The organism is Pseudomonas wenzhouensis (genome assembly GCF_021029445.1).
Taxonomy (GTDB): domain Bacteria; phylum Pseudomonadota; class Gammaproteobacteria; order Pseudomonadales; family Pseudomonadaceae; genus Aquipseudomonas; species Aquipseudomonas wenzhouensis.
Map to the genome: position 1 here is coordinate 2,735,016 of NZ_CP072610.1, position 16,960 is coordinate 2,751,975.

The window sequence follows — 16,960 nt, forward strand, 5'->3', positions numbered from 1 at the left end:
CATTCAAGCCGGGCGGGCCAGCCAATCCAGAGCTTCGGCCACGCAGAAAAACGATCCGAACAGCAGTATTTCGTCACCCTCTGCCGCTTGCTCGCATTGCGCCTCGAGTGCTGCACACAGATCCGGGTATTGCACCACCGCCGCCCCCCACTTGCGCAGGTGAGCGGCCAACTCATCAGCCGAACGTGAGCGCGGCGTAGCGAGTGGCGCTACAGCCCAACCTGCTACCTGACTCAGGAGCGGTTCAACCACGCCCGGCAGATCCTTGTCGGCCAGCAAGCCGAACACCGCCCAGCGCTTACCGGCCAGCGGACGACCCTGCAGACGCTGCGCCAGATAGTCGGCGGCATGGGGATTATGCCCAACATCGAGCAACAGTGTGAGTGACTTGCCCCGCCAATCCAGCTCGCGTCGATCCAGACGCCCGGTCACCCGCGTAGCGAGCAGGGCCTGGACGATCCGCTCATGGTTCCAGGGCAGCGGCAGCAGCGCGTAGGCCTGCAAGGCCAGGGCCGCGTTCTCCATCGGCAGGTCGAGCAACGGCAGTTGATCAAGGTGCAATACCCGCCCCTGCAGGTCGAGGCCGAACCACGACCACTGCTGCCCTTCAACCCTCAGGTTGTAGTCGCGCCCACGCAGGAAAAACGGCGTATCCAGCAACGCCACCTGCTCGATGAGGGGTAGTGGCGGGTCAAGATCGCCACACAAAGCCGGCTTGCCTGCGCGCATGATGCCGGCTTTTTCGAACGCCACCGATTCACGCGTATCGCCCAGCCAGTCGGCATGATCGAGGCCAATACTGGTGATCAGCGCCAGATCGGCATCGATCAGGTTGACCGCATCCAGGCGTCCACCCAGGCCGACCTCGAGCACCACGGCGTCCAGCCCGGCACGCTCGAACAACCAGAAGGCCGCCAGCGTACCCATCTCGAAATAGGTCAGCGAGATTTCGCCTCGCGCAGCTTCGACCGCGGTGAACGCCTGACACAGCGCTTCGTCGCTCGCTTCACGCCCATCCAGAACCACGCGCTCGTTGTAGCGCAGCAGATGGGGCGAGCTATAGACGCCTACGCGCTGCCCCTGGGCAGCGATCAGGCTGGCGAGAAAGGCGCAGGTAGAGCCCTTGCCATTGGTGCCGGTGACGGTGATCACCAACGGCGCAGGCTTGCCCAGGCCGAGCCTGCGGGCTACCTCGCGCGAACGCTCCAAGCCCATGTCGATGGCCGAGGGATGCAGCTGCTCGAGGTAGGCGAGCCACTCGCCCAGGCTACGTTGGGTCATGCCGTGGCCGGCAGAGCAACCGGTGACGGACGATTCATCAGTTGCGCAAGCAGACGCGCCAGACGCGGACGCAGCTCATTGCGCGGGATGATCATGTCGATGGCGCCGTGATCCAGCAGGAATTCACTGCGCTGGAAGCCTTCGGGCAGCTTCTCGCGCACGGTCTGCTCGATCACGCGCGGGCCGGCAAAGCCGATCAGCGCCTTCGGCTCGGCCACGATCACATCCCCGAGCATGGCCAGGCTGGCCGATACGCCGCCATATACCGGGTCGGTCAGCACGGAGATGAAGGGCAAGCCCTCTTCACGCAGACGGGCCAGCGCCGCCGAGGTCTTGGCCATTTGCATCAGCGAGATCAGCGCTTCCTGCATTCGCGCACCACCAGAGGCGGAGAAACACACCAGCGGGCAGCGGTTCTCCAGGGCGAAATTGGCCGCCTGCACGAAGCGCTCGCCAACGATGGCGCCCATGGAGCCGCCCATGAAGGAGAACTCGAACGCGCAAACGGCGATCGGCATGCCTTCGAGCGTGCCACTCATGGAAATCAGCGCATCCTTCTCACCCGTCTGCTTCTGCGCACCGGCCAGGCGATCCTTGTATTTCTTGGTATCGCGAAACTTCAGACGATCGACCGGTTCCAGGTCTGCACCAATCTCTCCACGCCCTTCGGCATCGAGAAACAGATCGATACGAGCGCGCGCACCGATGCGCATGTGATGGTTGCACTTGGGGCAGACATCGAGGGTCTTTTCCAGCTCGGGACGGTAAAGCACGGCCTCGCAGGACGGACACTTGTGCCACAGGCCTTCAGGCACCGAGCTTTTCTTCACCTCGGAACGCATGATCGAGGGAATCAGTTTGTCTACCAACCAGTTGCTCATGCTGTCATTTCTCCATAACCGTTGGTTCGGGTGAGCGACTCATCGATGCTCACCTCCAGCAATTCTTTTCCGCCGTATCGGCAGGCCGCCCCTTGGGTTGCCTGTGGCGGTGTGACAGGCTAATTGACGGCCACGCACGAAGCGCCGTCACATCGCGCACTCTGTACGGCCCGAATGAAAGCACAAATCTTGCCTGCATCCTTTATGCCTTTACTGGCCTCCACCCCACCACTGACGTCCACGGCATAGGGGCGCACCTGGCGAATCGCGGACGCGACATTACCGGCATCGAGCCCGCCTGCCAGGATAATGGGCTTGCTCGCCTGCCTGGGCACCAGTGACCAGTCGAAGGCGGCTCCGGTTCCCCCTGGCACCCCTTCGACGAAGGTATCCAGTAAAATGCCCTGCGCGCCCGTGTAGGGCGCCATCGCGGCCATCACATCCTGACCGGGGCGGACCCGCAGCGCCTTGATATACGGACGGCCATATCCCTCGCAATCCTGCGGGGACTCATCGCCATGGAACTGCAACAAATCCAGCGGCAACTGCTGCAGCACTTGCTGCAGCTCGGCACGCGGCATGTCGACGAACAAACCGACCGAGGTCACGAATGGTGGCAGTGCGCGCAGAATCGCAGCGGCCTGCTCGACACTGACAGCGCGCGGACTTTTCGCATAGAACACCAGACCAATGGCATCGGCGCCCGCCTGCACAGCAGCCAGGGCGTCCTCGACACGGGTAATACCGCAAATCTTGCTGCGTACGACGCTCACGTTCACACCTCTTGCCATGCGGCCCCGGATGTTAGCAAAGGCTTATGGCTGTCGCACGTCCGGCAGGCCAGAGAGGAAATGCGGGCCGAGATAGCGTATTGGCAGCTCGAACTCCTCTGGATAATCGACCTGCACCAGATACAGACCATAAGGATGTGCCGTCACGCCACCGCTGTGCCGATCACCGCGCTCGAGCACCTCACGCGCCCACTCCGGCGGCCGCTCTCCCGCGCCGATGGTCATCAACACTCCGGCGATATTGCGCACCATATGATGAAGAAAGGCGTTGGCACGAATATCCAGCACGATGAAGCGGCCATGCTCGATCAACTGCAAATGATGCACGGTCTTGATCGGCGACTTGGCCTGACAACGCGTAGCGCGAAAGGCACTGAAGTCATGCGTGCCAACCAGCACCTGAGCAGCCTCGCGCATGCGTCCGACATCCAGCGGGCGATGATTCCAGGTGACTTCCTCGGCCATGTGCGCAGGACGAATCGGATCGTTGTAGATCACGTAGCGGTAACGCCTCGCCATGGCCGAAAAACGCGCATGAAAATGCGCCGGCATGACCTTGGCCCAGGTCACGCTGATGTCGGCAGGCAGATTCATGTTGGCGCCCATGACCCAGGCATGCAGCGAGCGCTCGACAGTCGTGTCGAAATGCACCACCTGACCACTCGAGTGCACGGAGGCATCGGTGCGCCCGGCGCAGAGAATACTGACTGGCGCACCACCGGCCACCTTGGACAGGGCAGTTTCCAGGTGCTCCTGGATCGACGGTACTTTCGGCCCCTGACGCTGGAAGCCGCGATAACGTGCGCCCTTGTATTCGAGGCCCAGGGCGATTCTGGAAAAGCCAGCGGCCGCCATTTCGGCGGCCGCTACAGGTACTGCTTCAGACATCGATCAATCAAACCATCTTGGCAATCATCTCGCGAGCTTCCTGCTGCTGGGCATCACTGCCCTCGGCAATCACTTCGTCAAGGATATCGCGGGCACCTTCGGTATCCCCCATATCGATGTAGGCCCGCGCCAGGTCAAGCTTGGTGGCGGTCTCATCGGTACCGGAGAGGAAATCGAAATCATCGTCGCCATCCAGATCGCCGGCCAGATTAGCGGCCGGCACCTGCGGCGCCTCGAAATCCGTGGACAGCTGATCGAGCTCAGCGGTCACTTCGTCCAGTTGTGCGGCAAAGCTGTCGGCCTCGGCAACAGGCTCGAGCGGCGCATCATCCTCGAGAGAAAGATCGAAGTCAGACGGCAGCTCGGGGCTGGCAAGCGGAGTTTCTTCCGGCAGATCAAGGCCCAGGTCGGCAAAGTCACTGGCTGGCTGACTGAGCGGCGCATCATCATCAAGACTCAGCAGGAAATCATCAGCTTCAGCGCTGGCTGCCGGCACCGGCTCGTCCAGATCCAGACTGAAAGCAGACAGATCATCAGCGGACCGAGACAGGTCGACCTTGTCATCATCAAGAGCCAGATAGAACTCCAGATCATCGGTGGCACTCGGCGTAGCCGGCTCATCGATCAGACCAAAGTCCAGATCATCATCCTGCGCCAGGGGCGCGGTCTCGACCCTGGCAGACTGCATATCCGCCTCGAGGTCGCCTTCAAGATCATCCAGACTCAGGTCAAAGGCATCGTCCAGATCACCAGTTTCGGTGGTCTGTGCGTGCGCAACCGGCTCACCCTCGCCCAGACTCAGGTCGTCCAGATTGAAATCACCCATGTCGTCATCGGCAGAAGCAGAGGCAGCCGCCACACCAGCGCCGGCGAAAGCAGCGATGGCCGGATACTTGGACTTCAGTTGCTCGGCCTGGGCATTCACACCACCGATTTCACGCAGTTCGTTGTCCTGACGCGCGAAACCTTCACGATCGCCCAGCTCGGCATAAACCTCCATCAGCTTCAGGCGCAGGTCGGCACGATGCGGCTCGTCATTGATGGCGTTTTGCAGCAACTCGGCGGCCTGATTGAAACGACCGTAGGCAATGTAGATGTCAGCCTCGCCCAGTGCATCGCCGGTCTGCGCGGTGACACGTTCTTCTGCACCAGCCTGAGCAGCCTTGGCAGGCTCATCATCCAGGCCGGCGAAGCTTTCTTCGGGCATGTCCAGATCAGCCGAGAATGCCTGATCCTGGGACAGATCATCGGCAAGCTCTTCCTGCAACTGCGCTTCCTTCATCGCGTTACGACGTGACAGCGCCATCAGACCAAGCAGCAGGACCAGGAGCGCACCGCCACCGGCGAGCCCCAGCGTCATTGGATTGGCCATCAGGTCATCGATGAAGCTCTGCGGAGCGGGAGCGGGAGCAGGCGTTGCAGGCTTGGCTGCTTCGACCGGTTTGACCGGGGCAGCGGGCTCAACGACAGCAGCCGGCTCTGCGGCCGGCTGTTGGGTGGCGGCGGCACTGTCTTCGACAGGTGCAGCCGACTCTTCGGAATAGTTGTAATCAGGTGCTGCCTCCTCAGGCACAGTGGTCGGCGGCGTAGCCGCCTCCACTGCCGGCGGTGCAGCTTCAGGCGCTACTTCCGGCGTTTGCGCAGACGGTTCTTCCACTGCATCAGGCGTGGCCGGCGCTGCAGACAAATCGGCCTGAAGCTTGGCCAACTGGCTGTCCTTGAGTTCGATCAGACGCTGCAACTTATCCAGCTGACTTTGCAAATCGCCGACACGGCTTTGCAGCTCGGCATTTTCACGACGGGTCGAATCCAGACTTTCCTGAGTCACTGCCAGCTTGTCAGCCAACGCCTTGCTGTCGGCCGAGCCGGTATCGCTGCCGCGTGTGGACTGGCCCGCCTCGGCAGCGACCAGTTTCAGGCTGTCGGCCTGCTCTACTGCAGCTGGCGCAGCACCAGCAGTGGTACGACGGGTGGCATCGAGCTGACGCGAGGCAACGGCACGCCCCTCACGCCAGGCGGCATTCTGCTCGGCAACCTGAGCGATCGCTTCAGCGTTGCTGCGACTGCGCACCTGCTGCTCATCCGGCAAGCGCAGTACCTGGCCGCTCTTCATGCGGTTGATGTTGCCGCCGATAAAGGCATCAGGGTTGAGATCCTGAATAGCCAACATGGTCTGATTGACCGAACCACCGCCGACACGCTGGGCGATTTCCCAGAGCGTATCGTTGGCCGTGGTTGTGTATTCGTTGCCGGAAATGGCGCGCGAAGGCGCAGCTGGCGCAACCGGGCGCGGCGCAGGCGCCGAGGTCGCACGGCTGGGCGCAGGCGTTACAGCCGGACGCGGCGCAGGCGCGGCGATCGGCAATTGTGGCGCTGCAGCTACGGTGGTTTGCGGGGAGTAAAGAGGTGGGTCGAGCAGCAGGGTGTATTCACGCAGCAAACGGCCATTTGGCCAGAGCACTTCCACCAGGAAGTTGAGATAGGGCTCGCGGATGGCCTTGCTCGAGGTGACACGAATCACACTCTTGCCATTGGGTTTGAGTACGGGCGTGAACTTCAGATCGGTCAGAAAGTACTGACGATCCACGCCAGCCTTGACGAACTCTTCGGGGGACGCAAGGGCGGGAATCACTTCATTGGAGGCCAGGTCACGCACCTCGAGCAATTCGATTTCTGCTACCAACGGCTGATTCAGCGAGGACTGCAGGGTAACTTCACCCAACCCCAGCGCATGCGCCATACCGGGAGACAGCGCGGAAGCGGCTGCGATTGCCAGCACCAGTTTGCGAACCCGAACCATAGTGTTATCCCTTGTTTTATCTTTTTTCTCGGCATGCGAGAGGGTGTTGATAATTGCTGCCTGCTTCCGCTCAAAGAGCGGCTCCCCATTCAGCAATCAACTCAACCAGTATTGCCAAGCTAGAAAGATTCTTCAAATTTCTAGGTAAGTATCTTTTACAGATAGTGTTTTATCAATAACTCCGCTATCTGCACAGCATTCAGGGCGGCGCCTTTTCTTACGTTATCAGACGCAATCCACAAATTGAGCTGTCTGGAGTCGCTCACCCCGCGCCGCACGCGCCCTATATACAGCTGATCCTGCCCAACCGCATCGCCCACTGCAGTCGGATAATCGCCTGCCTCGACCAGTTCTATACCCGGTGCAGCATCCAGCAACCTTACGACGGCGGCGACGTCGATATCGACATCAGCACGCACGGCAAGCGTCAGGCTGTCGCCAAAAAACACCGGCGCCAGAGCACAGGTCACCGCGACCGGCAGTTCGGGCAAACCCAGCAACTGCTGAACTTCAGCCGCCAGCCGTTTTTCCAGCTGAGCATGCCCCTCCTCATCGACGTCACCGACCTGCGCCAGCATATTGAATGCGATCTGCCGATCCAGCGCCGCGTGCTCCAGCGGACGCCCATTGAGCAATTCGGCAGTCTGCCGCGCCAACTCCTGCACGCCACTGCGTCCCAATGTCGAAACCGCCAACATGGCCGTTACTTGCAGTTGCTGTGGCTGCACGACAGGTTTCAATGTAGCCAGCACCAACGCACAGGCAACCGCCGAGGGTGTCGGCGCACTGACGCACCAGGGTTTGGTCAACGCCGGCAAGCCCGCAAGGCCAAGCTCGGGCAATACACAGGGCGCTTGTGCCAGCGTAAAGGCAGCGCTCAGATCGATAATGCAACAACCCGCCGCAACCACTCGCTCATAATGACTGCGTGTCACCTCAGCGCCCGCTGCAAAGAATGCCAACTGCACCTGAGAGAAGTCGAACGCCTCGAGCGACCGCACCCGTACCTGGCGACCACGGAATGACAGGCTCTGCCCGACCGACTCGCTACTGGCCAGCAGATGCAGATCCTTGAGCGGAAACTCACGCTCCTCGAGCAACTCGACCAGTGCCTCGCCGACATTACCGGTAACGCCGATCAGGGCGATATTGATGGGCTGACTCATGAAATGACCTACAACACGGAAGGAGCGGCACTGTAACTGCACGCCCCTCGTCCGAGCAATCGGCGCACACCCATGAAAAGACAAAGCCCTTCTGCCGAAACAGAAGGGCTTTGTTTGACCCCGGGCGTTGCGCCTGAAGCTTAGCGCTCCAGCAGAATCCGCAGCATGCGGCGCAGCGGCTCGGCAGCGCCCCACAGCAGTTGGTCACCCACGGTGAAGGCGCCCAGGTACTGCGAGCCCATGTTGAGCTTGCGCAGACGACCGACCGGTACGCTCAGGGTGCCGGTCACGGCTGTCGGGCCAAGGTCGCGGATGGCGTCTTCGCGGTGGTTCGGCACCAATTTGACCCAGGGGTTGTGCTGGCTGATCAGGCCCTCGATGTCGGCCATCGGCACATCCTTGTTCAGCTTGATGGTCAGCGCCTGGCTGTGGCAGCGCATGGCACCGATGCGCACACAGATGCCGTCGACCGGAATCGGGTTCTTGAAGCGGCCGAGAATCTTGTTGGTTTCGGCCTGAGCCTTCCACTCTTCACGGCTCTGCCCGTTCGGCAGTTCCTTGTCGATATAGGGGATCAGGCTGCCGGCCAGCGGCACGCCGAAATTGTCCACCGGGAAGCTCTCGCCGCGCATGGCTTCGGCCACCTTGCGGTCGATGTCGAGAATGGCGCTGGCCGGATCGGCCAATTCATCGGCCACCGCACCGTTGATCGCGCCCATCTGCTTGATCAGCTCGCGCATGTTCTGCGCGCCTGCACCGGAGGCTGCCTGATAGGTCATGGCACTCATCCACTCGACCAAACCGGCTTCGTACAGACCACCGAGCGCCATCAGCATCAGGCTGACGGTGCAGTTGCCACCGATATAGTTCTTGCTGCCAGCGTCCAGTGCCTGGTCGATGACCTTGCGGTTGACCGGGTCGAGCACGATCACCGAGTCGTCGGCCATGCGCAGGCTGGAGGCCGCATCGATCCAGTAGCCCTGCCAGCCGGCTTCACGCAGCTTGGGGAAGACTTCAGTGGTGTAGTCGCCGCCCTGGCAGGTCAGGATCACGTCCAGGCCTTTCAGGTCTTCGATGCTGTAGGCGTCCTTCAGCGGGGCGATGTCCTTGCCAATGGCAGGGCCCTGGCCACCGACATTGGAAGTGGTGAAGAACACCGGCTCGATCAGGTCGAAGTCCCGCTCTTCCAGCATGCGCTGCATGAGCACGGAACCGACCATGCCACGCCAACCGATCAGACCTACACGTTTCATAACGACTACACCTATATGAACAGCCCGCCGGAACCACCCCGGCGGGGCTGGGAAGATTACAGACTACGCAGCGCGGAGGCTACCGCATCACCCATCGCAGCAGTACCGACCTTGGTCTTGCCCTCGGACCAGATGTCGCCGGTACGCAGGCCCTGATCCAGCACCAGGCTCACTGCCTTTTCGATGGCATCGGCCGCGACCACCTGGCCGAAGCTGTAACGCAGCATCATGGACACCGAGAGAATGGTGGCCAGCGGGTTGGCGATGCCCTGGCCGGCGATGTCCGGCGCGGAGCCGTGGCACGGCTCGTACATGCCCTTGTTGTTGGCATCCAGGGATGCCGACGGCAGCATGCCGATGGAACCGGTGAGCATCGAAGCTTCGTCGGACAAAATGTCACCAAACATGTTGTCGGTGACCATCACGTCGAACTGCTTGGGCGCGCGCACCAGTTGCATGGCGGCGTTGTCGACGTACATGTGGCTCAGCTCGACGTCCGGGTAATCCTTGGCCACTTCCTCGACCACGGCGCGCCACAGTTGACTGGAGGCCAGGACGTTGGCCTTGTCCACCGAGCACAGCTTCTTGTTGCGCACCATGGCCATGTCGAAACCGACCTTGGCAATGCGACGGATCTCGCTCTCGCTGTACGGCAGCGTGTCGTAGGCCATGCGCTCGCCGCTCTCCAGCACCTTGCTTTCGCGCGGCTGGCCGAAATAGATGCCACCGGTCAGCTCACGGACGATCAGGATATCCAGGCCGGCGACCACTTCCGGCTTGAGGCTGGAGGCCTCGGCCAATTGCGGATAGAGGATGGCCGGGCGCAGGTTGCCGAACAGGCCCAGTTGCGAACGGATCTTCAGCAAGCCGCGCTCGGGGCGAATGGTCGGATCGATGGTGTCCCACTTAGGCCCGCCTACGGCGCCGAGCAGCACGGCATCGGCGGCCTTGGCGCGCGCCAGGGTTTCGTCGGCCAGCGGCACGCCGTGACGGTCGATGGCCGCGCCACCCAGATCATCGAAGCTCAGTTCGAAACCCAGGGCGTACTTGTCGTTGGCCAGGTTCAGCACCTTGACCGCCTCGGCCATGATTTCCGGGCCGATACCATCGCCAGGGAGAACCAGAATCTGCTTGCTCATCACATCCTCGATACGCAGTAGGGTGCGCCGTGCGCACCTTTTAAATAGTGAGTCAGTCGGTGCACACAGCCTAAGCGGCCCCGCACACTCTACTTGATGGCGCCGAACATCCAGGGGCTGTTCTGCCGGTGTTTGGCTTCGAAAGCCCTGATCGCGTCCTGATCCTGCAGAGTCAGGCCAATGTCGTCCAGACCATTGAGCAGGCAGTGCTTGCGGAAGGCATCGACATCGAAGCTGTACTGCACGCCATCGGGGCGGGTCACGGTCTGCGCTTCGAGGTCGACGGTCAGTTGGTAACCCTCGGTGGCCTCGGCCTGCTCGAACAGCGCATCGACCTCTTCATCCTTGAGGATGATCGGCAGCAGGCCGTTCTTGAAGCTGTTGTTGAAGAAGATGTCGGCGAAGCTCGGCGCGATGATGGTACGGAAGCCATATTCTTCAAGCGCCCAGGGCGCGTGCTCACGGGAGGAGCCGCAGCCGAAGTTCTCACGGGCCAGCAACACGCTGGCGCCCTGGTAACGCGGGAAATTGAGCACGAAATCCTGGTTGACCGGGCGCTTGGAGTTGTCCTGATTCGGCTGGCCGACATCCAGGTAGCGCCACTCGTCGAACAGGTTGGGGCCGAAGCCGGTGCGCTTGATCGACTTCAGGAACTGCTTGGGAATGATCTGGTCGGTGTCGACGTTGGCACGGTCGAGCGGGCAAACCAGGCCAGTGTGTTGGGTGAAGGCTTTCATGTGCGGTCTCCTCAGGCCTGGATCAATTCGCGAACGTCGATGAAGCGGCCAGTCACCGCCGCCGCGGCAGCCATGGCCGGGCTGACCAAGTGGGTACGACCACCGGCGCCCTGGCGGCCCTCGAAGTTGCGGTTGGAGGTGGAAGCGCAATGCTCGCCGCTGCCCAGTTTGTCCGGGTTCATCGCCAAGCACATGGAGCAACCCGGCTCACGCCATTCGAAACCGGCCTCGATGAAAATCTTGTCCAGCCCTTCGGCCTCGGCTTGCGCCTTGACCAGACCGGAGCCCGGCACCACCAGCGCCTGCTTGACGGTCGCGGCGACCTTGCGCCCCTTGGCCACTTCGGCGGCAGCGCGCAGGTCTTCGATGCGCGAGTTGGTGCACGACCCAATGAACACGCGATCCAGCTGGATATCGGTGATCGGCTGGTTGGCGCTCAGGCCCATGTACTTGAGTGCACGGGTGATCGAGTCCTTCTTCACCGGGTCGGCTTCGACGGCCGGGTCCGGTACGTTCTGGTCGACGGCCAGGACCATCTCCGGCGAAGTGCCCCAGCTCACCTGCGGCTTGATGTCCTCAGCACGCAGCTCGACCACGGTGTCGAACACCGCGTCAGCGTCGGAGACCAGGTTCTGCCACTGCGCCACGGCCTTGTCCCAGTCGCTGCCCTTGGGCGCGAACGGACGATCCTTGACGTAGGCGATGGTTTTCTCGTCCACCGCGACCAGGCCGACACGGGCGCCGGCCTCGATGGACATGTTGCAGATGGTCATGCGCCCTTCCAGCGACAGATCGCGAATGGCGCTGCCGGCAAATTCCAGCGCATGGCCGTTGCCACCGGCGGTGCCGATCTTGCCGATCACGGCCAGGACGATGTCCTTGGCGGTGACGCCGAACGGCAGTTTGCCTTCGACGCGCACCTGCATGTTCTTCATCTTCTTGGCGACCAGGCATTGAGTGGCGAGCACGTGCTCCACCTCGGAGGTACCGATGCCATGGGCCAGCGCGCCGAAGGCGCCATGGGTGGAAGTGTGCGAGTCGCCGCAGACCACGGTCATGCCCGGCAGCGTGGCGCCCTGCTCCGGCCCGACCACATGGACGATGCCCTGGCGCACGTCGTTCATCTTGAACTCGAGGATGCCGAAGTCATCGCAGTTCTCGTCCAGGGTCTGCACCTGGATGCGCGAGACTTCGTCGGCGATGGCTTCGAGGCCACCCTGACGCTCGGCCTTGGTGGTCGGCACGTTATGATCCGGGGTGGCGATGTTGGCGTCGATGCGCCACGGCTTGCGCCCGGCCAGACGCAGGCCTTCGAAAGCCTGCGGCGAGGTCACTTCATGGAGGATGTGACGATCGATGTAAATCAACGAGGAACCGTCGTCACGACGTTTCACCTCGTGCATTTCCCAAAGCTTGTCGTAGAGCGTCTTGCCAGTCATCAGCCTTACCTCATCAGCGCCTTTTGAGCACATCCATCAACGGCCTACGTGATCAACGCACGGCGTCAGAAGTGCACGTTTCTATGCCCGGGCAACAAAGCCCCTTTGGCTTATGGGGTGAAATGCTATGATCGCGAGACAAATAACTCAAATTCATATTTTTCATCCAGAGGATTCCATAAAGGAATCCACCTGAAGCCGCAAGCGCCAAGCCACACGCCGCAAGCAAAGACCGAGCGGCCCGGCTTGTGGCTTGCAGCTTGCCGCTCGGAGCTGCTTTATGGATCTCGCCAACCTCAACGCCTTTATCGCCATTGCCGAAACCGGCAGTTTCTCCGAAGCCGGCGAGCGCCTGCACCTCACCCAACCCGCCGTGAGCAAACGCATCGCCGGCCTGGAGCAGCAACTGGGCGTGCGCCTGTTCGACCGCCTCGGCCGCGAAATCGGCCTGACCCAGGCTGGCCGCGCGCTGCTGCCACGCGCCTACCAGATCCTTAACGTGTTGGACGACACCCGCCGCGCCCTGACCAACCTGTCCGGCGAGGTCAGCGGCCGCCTGACACTCGCCACCAGCCACCATATCGGCCTGCATCGCCTGCCTGCCCTGTTGCGCGCCTTCACCCGGGCCCACCCGCAAGTGGCGCTGGATATCCAGTTTCTCGATTCGGAAGTGGCCTACGAAGAAGTCCTGCATGGCCGCGCCGAACTGGCGGTGATCACCCTCGCCCCGGAAACCCGCGAGCCGATTCGCGCCGTCGCCGTGTGGGACGACCCACTGGATTTCGTTGCCGCGCCAGAGCATCCATTGGCCCGTAGCCAGGTGATCAGCATGGCCGATGTGGCGCAGCACCCGGCGGTGTTTCCCGGCGGCAACACCTTCACCCATCACATCGTGCAGCGTCTGTTCGAGGCCCAGGGACTGACCCCCAACATCGCCATGAGTACCAACTACCTGGAAACCATCAAGATGATGGTGTCCATCGGCCTGGCCTGGAGTGTACTGCCGCGCACCATGCTCGACGATCAGGTCGCGCGCCTGCCGATACCCGGCATTCAGCTGACCCGCCAACTGGGCTACATCCTGCATACCGAGCGCACACTGTCGAATGCTGCACGGGCTTTCATGGATCTGCTCGACAGTCAGCGGGACGACCTTGCATAGGCCACCGGCATCAGATTAACGTGGCAACATAACGATAAAAAAAGTGTCTAGAAGACATTAATGCCCGCCCCGCGCATCGCGCATTCCGGAGAACGGTTCGGCCATGGCCAGATCGACTGACCAGACCCCGCCCCTGCCGCATATACCGGCGATGGATCCCGTCGAATTCGAACAAACCTGGCAAGATGCACCGCGTTTGCTGGCGGCCCTCAATGGCGCAAAACTCGGCACCTGGTATTGGGACATTGGCACTGGCCAGGTCAACTGGTCACGTGGCGCCCAGGCATTGTTCGGCCTGGACCCCAGCCGCCCCGTCAGCCAACCGCTGAACTACTTCGAACTGATTCAGGAAGAAGAGCGCCCGGCGATCCTGGCGAATTTCAATGCCATCGTCAGGGGCGAACAGATTTTCGATGTCCTGCGTCACCGCATCCGCTGGCCCGATGGCAGCCTGCACTGGCTGGAAATCACCGGCAGCCTGCAATACGAGGCCGACGGTCGGCCACGCATGTTCGGTGTCATCCGCGACATCAGCGCCCAGCAGGAGCGCGCCGCAGCCTTGCGCGCCTCGGAAGAACGTTTCGCCAGCCTGTTCCGTCTGAGCCCCGACATCATGATGCTGGTGCGCTACGACAACAGCGAAATCGTCGAGGTCAATCAGCACTTCACCCAGGCCTTTGGCTGGGCTGCCAGCGAGATCATCGGCCGCGCCACCCACGAACTGAATATCTGGGTACACGCCAGCCAGCGCGATCATTTGCGCCAGCAGGCACCACTGAACCGCGAGCCACTGACGCAGGACGTGCAACTGCGCACCCGCGCTGGCGATATTCTCGACGGTGTACTGTCGAGCCAGTACATCGAACTGCAGGGCGAGCGCCTGATGCTCTGCACCTTCCTCGACACCAGCGAACGCAAGCGGGCGGAAACTGCGCTACGCGCCAGTGAGGAAAAATTCGCCAAGGCCTTCATGCACACCCCTGATGCGGTCGCCATCACCGACCGCACCACCGGATGCTTCATCGAAGTCAATCCGAGCTTCGAGCGGCAATTTGGCTGGAGCAGTGCCGAAGCGGTGGGCCGCACCTCACTGGAGCTCGGCATATGGGCTGACCCCAGCGACCGCCAACGCATGCTCAACGCTGTGCAGACTGGGCGCCTGAACAACCTGGAGGTAAGGCTGTTCAGCCGCGACGGCGAGGTCACCACTAACCTCTTGTTCGGTGGCGAGATCGAGCTGAATGGCACGACCTGCCTGGTACTCACGGTGCGCAACATCACCGAGCAACGCGCCCAGGAGCGCGCGCTCCATGAAAGCCGGCAACGCCTCAAGCTGGCGCTGGAGTCCGCCGACCTGGGAACCTGGGACTGGCACATTCCCGACAACCGACTGTATGCCAGCACCCGCGCCGCGCAGCTGCATAGTTTGCCAAGCCAACCGTTCGAAGGTGCCTTCTTCGACTTCTTTCGTCAGGTGCCGCTGGAAGATCGCTACAGCCTGCGCCAGAGCTACCTGCGCCTGATCGAAGAGCAGCGCAGCTACTATCAGGTCACCTATCGTGTGCAGCTTGCAACTGGCGGACTGCGCTTTCTCGAAAGCACCGCCAAACTGCAGCTCGACGATACCGGCCAACCGCTGCGTATGGTCGGAACGCTGGTCGATATCAGCGAGCGTGTTCTGCGCGAACAACGCCTGCAGGCATCGGAAGAGCGATTTGCCAAGGCGTTCCACTCCAGCCCGGACGCCATCACCATCACCGAGCGTGGCAGCGGCCGCTATATCGAGGTCAACGAAGGCTTCACCCGCATCACCGGTTATCAGCCAGAGGAAGTGATCGGTCGTACGGCCTTCGATCTGAACATCTGGGCTTACCCCGAAGAGCGCCGGCAGATGATCGAGCGCCTGAGCCAGAACGGCCAGGTGCTGCACATGGAAATGCACGGCCGCCACCGCGAAGGCGAGATTCGCCTGGTCGACGTGTCCGTCCAGCCGATCGAAATCAATGGTCTGCCCTGCCTGCTGCTGACGGCGCGTGACATCAGCGAACTGAAAGCAGCCCAGGCCCAGGCTCAGCACCTGGCCTACCATGATGCCCTGACCAACCTGCCCAACCGCGCCCTGCTGATGGACCGCCTGACCCAGCAGATCGCCCTGCTCAAGCGCCATGATCTGCGCGGCGCGTTGCTGTTTCTCGACCTCGATCATTTCAAGCACATCAACGACTCGCTCGGCCATCCCGTTGGCGATTCCGTGCTGCGCATGGTCACGGCGCGACTGGAAGCCAGCGTTCGCCTGGAAGATACCGTGGCACGCCTGGGCGGCGACGAATTCGTGGTGCTGCTTTCCGGCCTCGAGGGCAAGCGCTCGGAGGTCACTCGCTACGTACGTCAGGTCGCGGAAAAACTGCGTCATTTATTGGCCGAACCGATGCTGCTGGATGGTCACCGCCTGCAGGTCACCCCCAGTATCGGTATCGCCCTGCTCCCCGATCACGGCAATACCCCGGCGGATCTGCTCAAACGTGCCGACATCGCCCTCTACCGCGCCAAGGATTCCGGGCGCAATGCCATCCAGCTGTTTCGCAGCACCATGCAGGAAGCCGCCAGCGCCCGCCTGCGCCTGGAGAACGATCTGCGCCTGGCTCTGGCGCGCGGCGAATTCGAGCTGCATTTCCAGCCCCAGGTCGATGCCCGTGACGGCCAGGTAGTCGGTACCGAGGCGCTGCTACGCTGGCAACACCCACAACTGGGCCCGCAGTCACCGGCTCAGTTCATCCAGGTGCTCGAAGAAAGCGGTCTGATTATCGAAGTGGGCGGCTGGGTCTTGGCCGAGGCCTGTCATTTCTGCGCGCGATTGCTGGCTGACGGCTTGATCGATGGCGAGCGATTCAGCCTGTGCGTCAACATCAGCCCCCGGCAATTTCGCCAGCATGACTTCGTCGAGCGGGTCGCCAGCAGCCTGCGCGACAGCCGGCTACCCGGCAGCATGCTCAAGCTGGAGATCACCGAAGGCATCGTCATCCAGAATATCGATGACACCATCGGCAAGATGCTGCGCCTGAAAAAGCACGGCGTCAGCTTCGCCATGGATGATTTCGGCACAGGCTACAGCTCACTGACTTATCTCAAGCGCCTGCCCGTGGACATGCTGAAGATCGACCAATCGTTCGTGCGCGACGCCACCAACGATCCCAACGACGCCGAAATCATTCGCGCCATCATCGCCATGGCACGCAGCCTGGGCCTGGCGCTGATCGCCGAGGGCGTGGAACAGCAGGACCAACTGCACTTCCTGCAGGCCCAGGGTTGCCACCTCTATCAGGGCTACCTGTTCAGCAGGCCGCTAGCGCAGGAAGCCTTTCGCGCCCTACTGAGCCGCGCAGCCGACTGACACGCGATGATCGTGGGCCCGACGCTGCGGAA

At 61.9% G+C, this 16,960-nt stretch carries 12 protein-coding genes; 2 read left to right on the plus strand and 10 right to left on the minus strand.

Going from position 1 to position 16,960, the window contains the following annotated elements:
• Positions 1 to 3: 3 nt before the first annotated feature.
• The 10 genes from folC to leuC form a co-directional block, all read right to left on the minus strand.
• Positions 4 to 1,281: a bifunctional tetrahydrofolate synthase/dihydrofolate synthase gene (folC, locus tag J7655_RS12560; RefSeq protein WP_230924737.1), complete on the minus strand. Its 1,278-nt coding sequence runs from the start codon at positions 1,279 to 1,281 to the stop codon at positions 4 to 6.
• Positions 1,278 to 2,162: an acetyl-CoA carboxylase, carboxyltransferase subunit beta gene (gene accD / locus J7655_RS12565; RefSeq protein WP_230924738.1), complete on the minus strand. Its 885-nt coding sequence runs from the start codon at positions 2,160 to 2,162 to the stop codon at positions 1,278 to 1,280. The genes folC and accD overlap by 4 nt, the downstream gene beginning before the upstream one ends.
• 119 nt (positions 2,163 to 2,281) lie before the next feature.
• The gene (locus tag J7655_RS12570) at positions 2,282 to 2,953 is read right to left on the minus strand and encodes a phosphoribosylanthranilate isomerase (protein WP_230924739.1); all 672 of its coding nucleotides are present in this window, start codon (positions 2,951 to 2,953) and stop codon (positions 2,282 to 2,284) included.
• A gap of 24 nt (positions 2,954 to 2,977) precedes the next feature.
• Complete coding sequence (truA, locus tag J7655_RS12575; protein ID WP_230924740.1) at positions 2,978 to 3,841, minus strand: tRNA pseudouridine(38-40) synthase TruA; 864 nt, start codon at positions 3,839 to 3,841, stop codon at positions 2,978 to 2,980.
• 7 nt (positions 3,842 to 3,848) lie between these two features.
• Positions 3,849 to 6,641 carry a motility hub landmark protein FimV gene (locus J7655_RS12580; protein WP_230924741.1) on the minus strand — a complete coding sequence of 931 codons (2,793 nt, stop codon included), beginning with the start codon at positions 6,639 to 6,641 and terminating at the stop codon, positions 3,849 to 3,851.
• A gap of 155 nt (positions 6,642 to 6,796) precedes the next feature.
• Positions 6,797 to 7,807 (minus strand): aspartate-semialdehyde dehydrogenase, encoded by a 1,011-nt coding sequence (locus J7655_RS12585; protein WP_230924742.1) that lies wholly within the window; start codon positions 7,805 to 7,807, stop codon positions 6,797 to 6,799.
• Positions 7,808 to 7,947: 140 nt separating this feature from the next.
• On the minus strand, positions 7,948 to 9,060 hold the full coding sequence (asd, locus tag J7655_RS12590; protein WP_230924743.1) for an aspartate-semialdehyde dehydrogenase: 1,113 nt from the start codon (positions 9,058 to 9,060) through the stop codon (positions 7,948 to 7,950).
• 56 nt (positions 9,061 to 9,116) lie between these two features.
• Positions 9,117 to 10,199: a 3-isopropylmalate dehydrogenase gene (leuB, locus tag J7655_RS12595; protein WP_230924744.1), complete on the minus strand. Its 1,083-nt coding sequence runs from the start codon at positions 10,197 to 10,199 to the stop codon at positions 9,117 to 9,119.
• 89 nt (positions 10,200 to 10,288) lie between these two features.
• Positions 10,289 to 10,936 carry a 3-isopropylmalate dehydratase small subunit gene (gene leuD, locus J7655_RS12600; protein WP_230924745.1) on the minus strand — a complete coding sequence of 216 codons (648 nt, stop codon included), beginning with the start codon at positions 10,934 to 10,936 and terminating at the stop codon, positions 10,289 to 10,291.
• An 11-nt stretch (positions 10,937 to 10,947) separates the two neighbouring features.
• A complete protein-coding gene (gene leuC, locus J7655_RS12605; RefSeq protein ID WP_092374835.1) occupies positions 10,948 to 12,375 on the minus strand; it encodes a 3-isopropylmalate dehydratase large subunit in 1,428 nt (475 codons plus the stop codon).
• Between the two features lie 280 nt (positions 12,376 to 12,655).
• Between leuC and J7655_RS12610 the strand changes: the two genes are divergently transcribed.
• Complete coding sequence (locus J7655_RS12610) at positions 12,656 to 13,537, plus strand: LysR family transcriptional regulator (RefSeq protein WP_230924746.1); 882 nt, start codon at positions 12,656 to 12,658, stop codon at positions 13,535 to 13,537.
• A 103-nt stretch (positions 13,538 to 13,640) separates the two neighbouring features.
• On the plus strand, positions 13,641 to 16,928 hold the full coding sequence (locus J7655_RS12615; protein ID WP_230924747.1) for a sensor domain-containing protein: 3,288 nt from the start codon (positions 13,641 to 13,643) through the stop codon (positions 16,926 to 16,928).
• Positions 16,929 to 16,960: the final 32 nt, after the last annotated feature.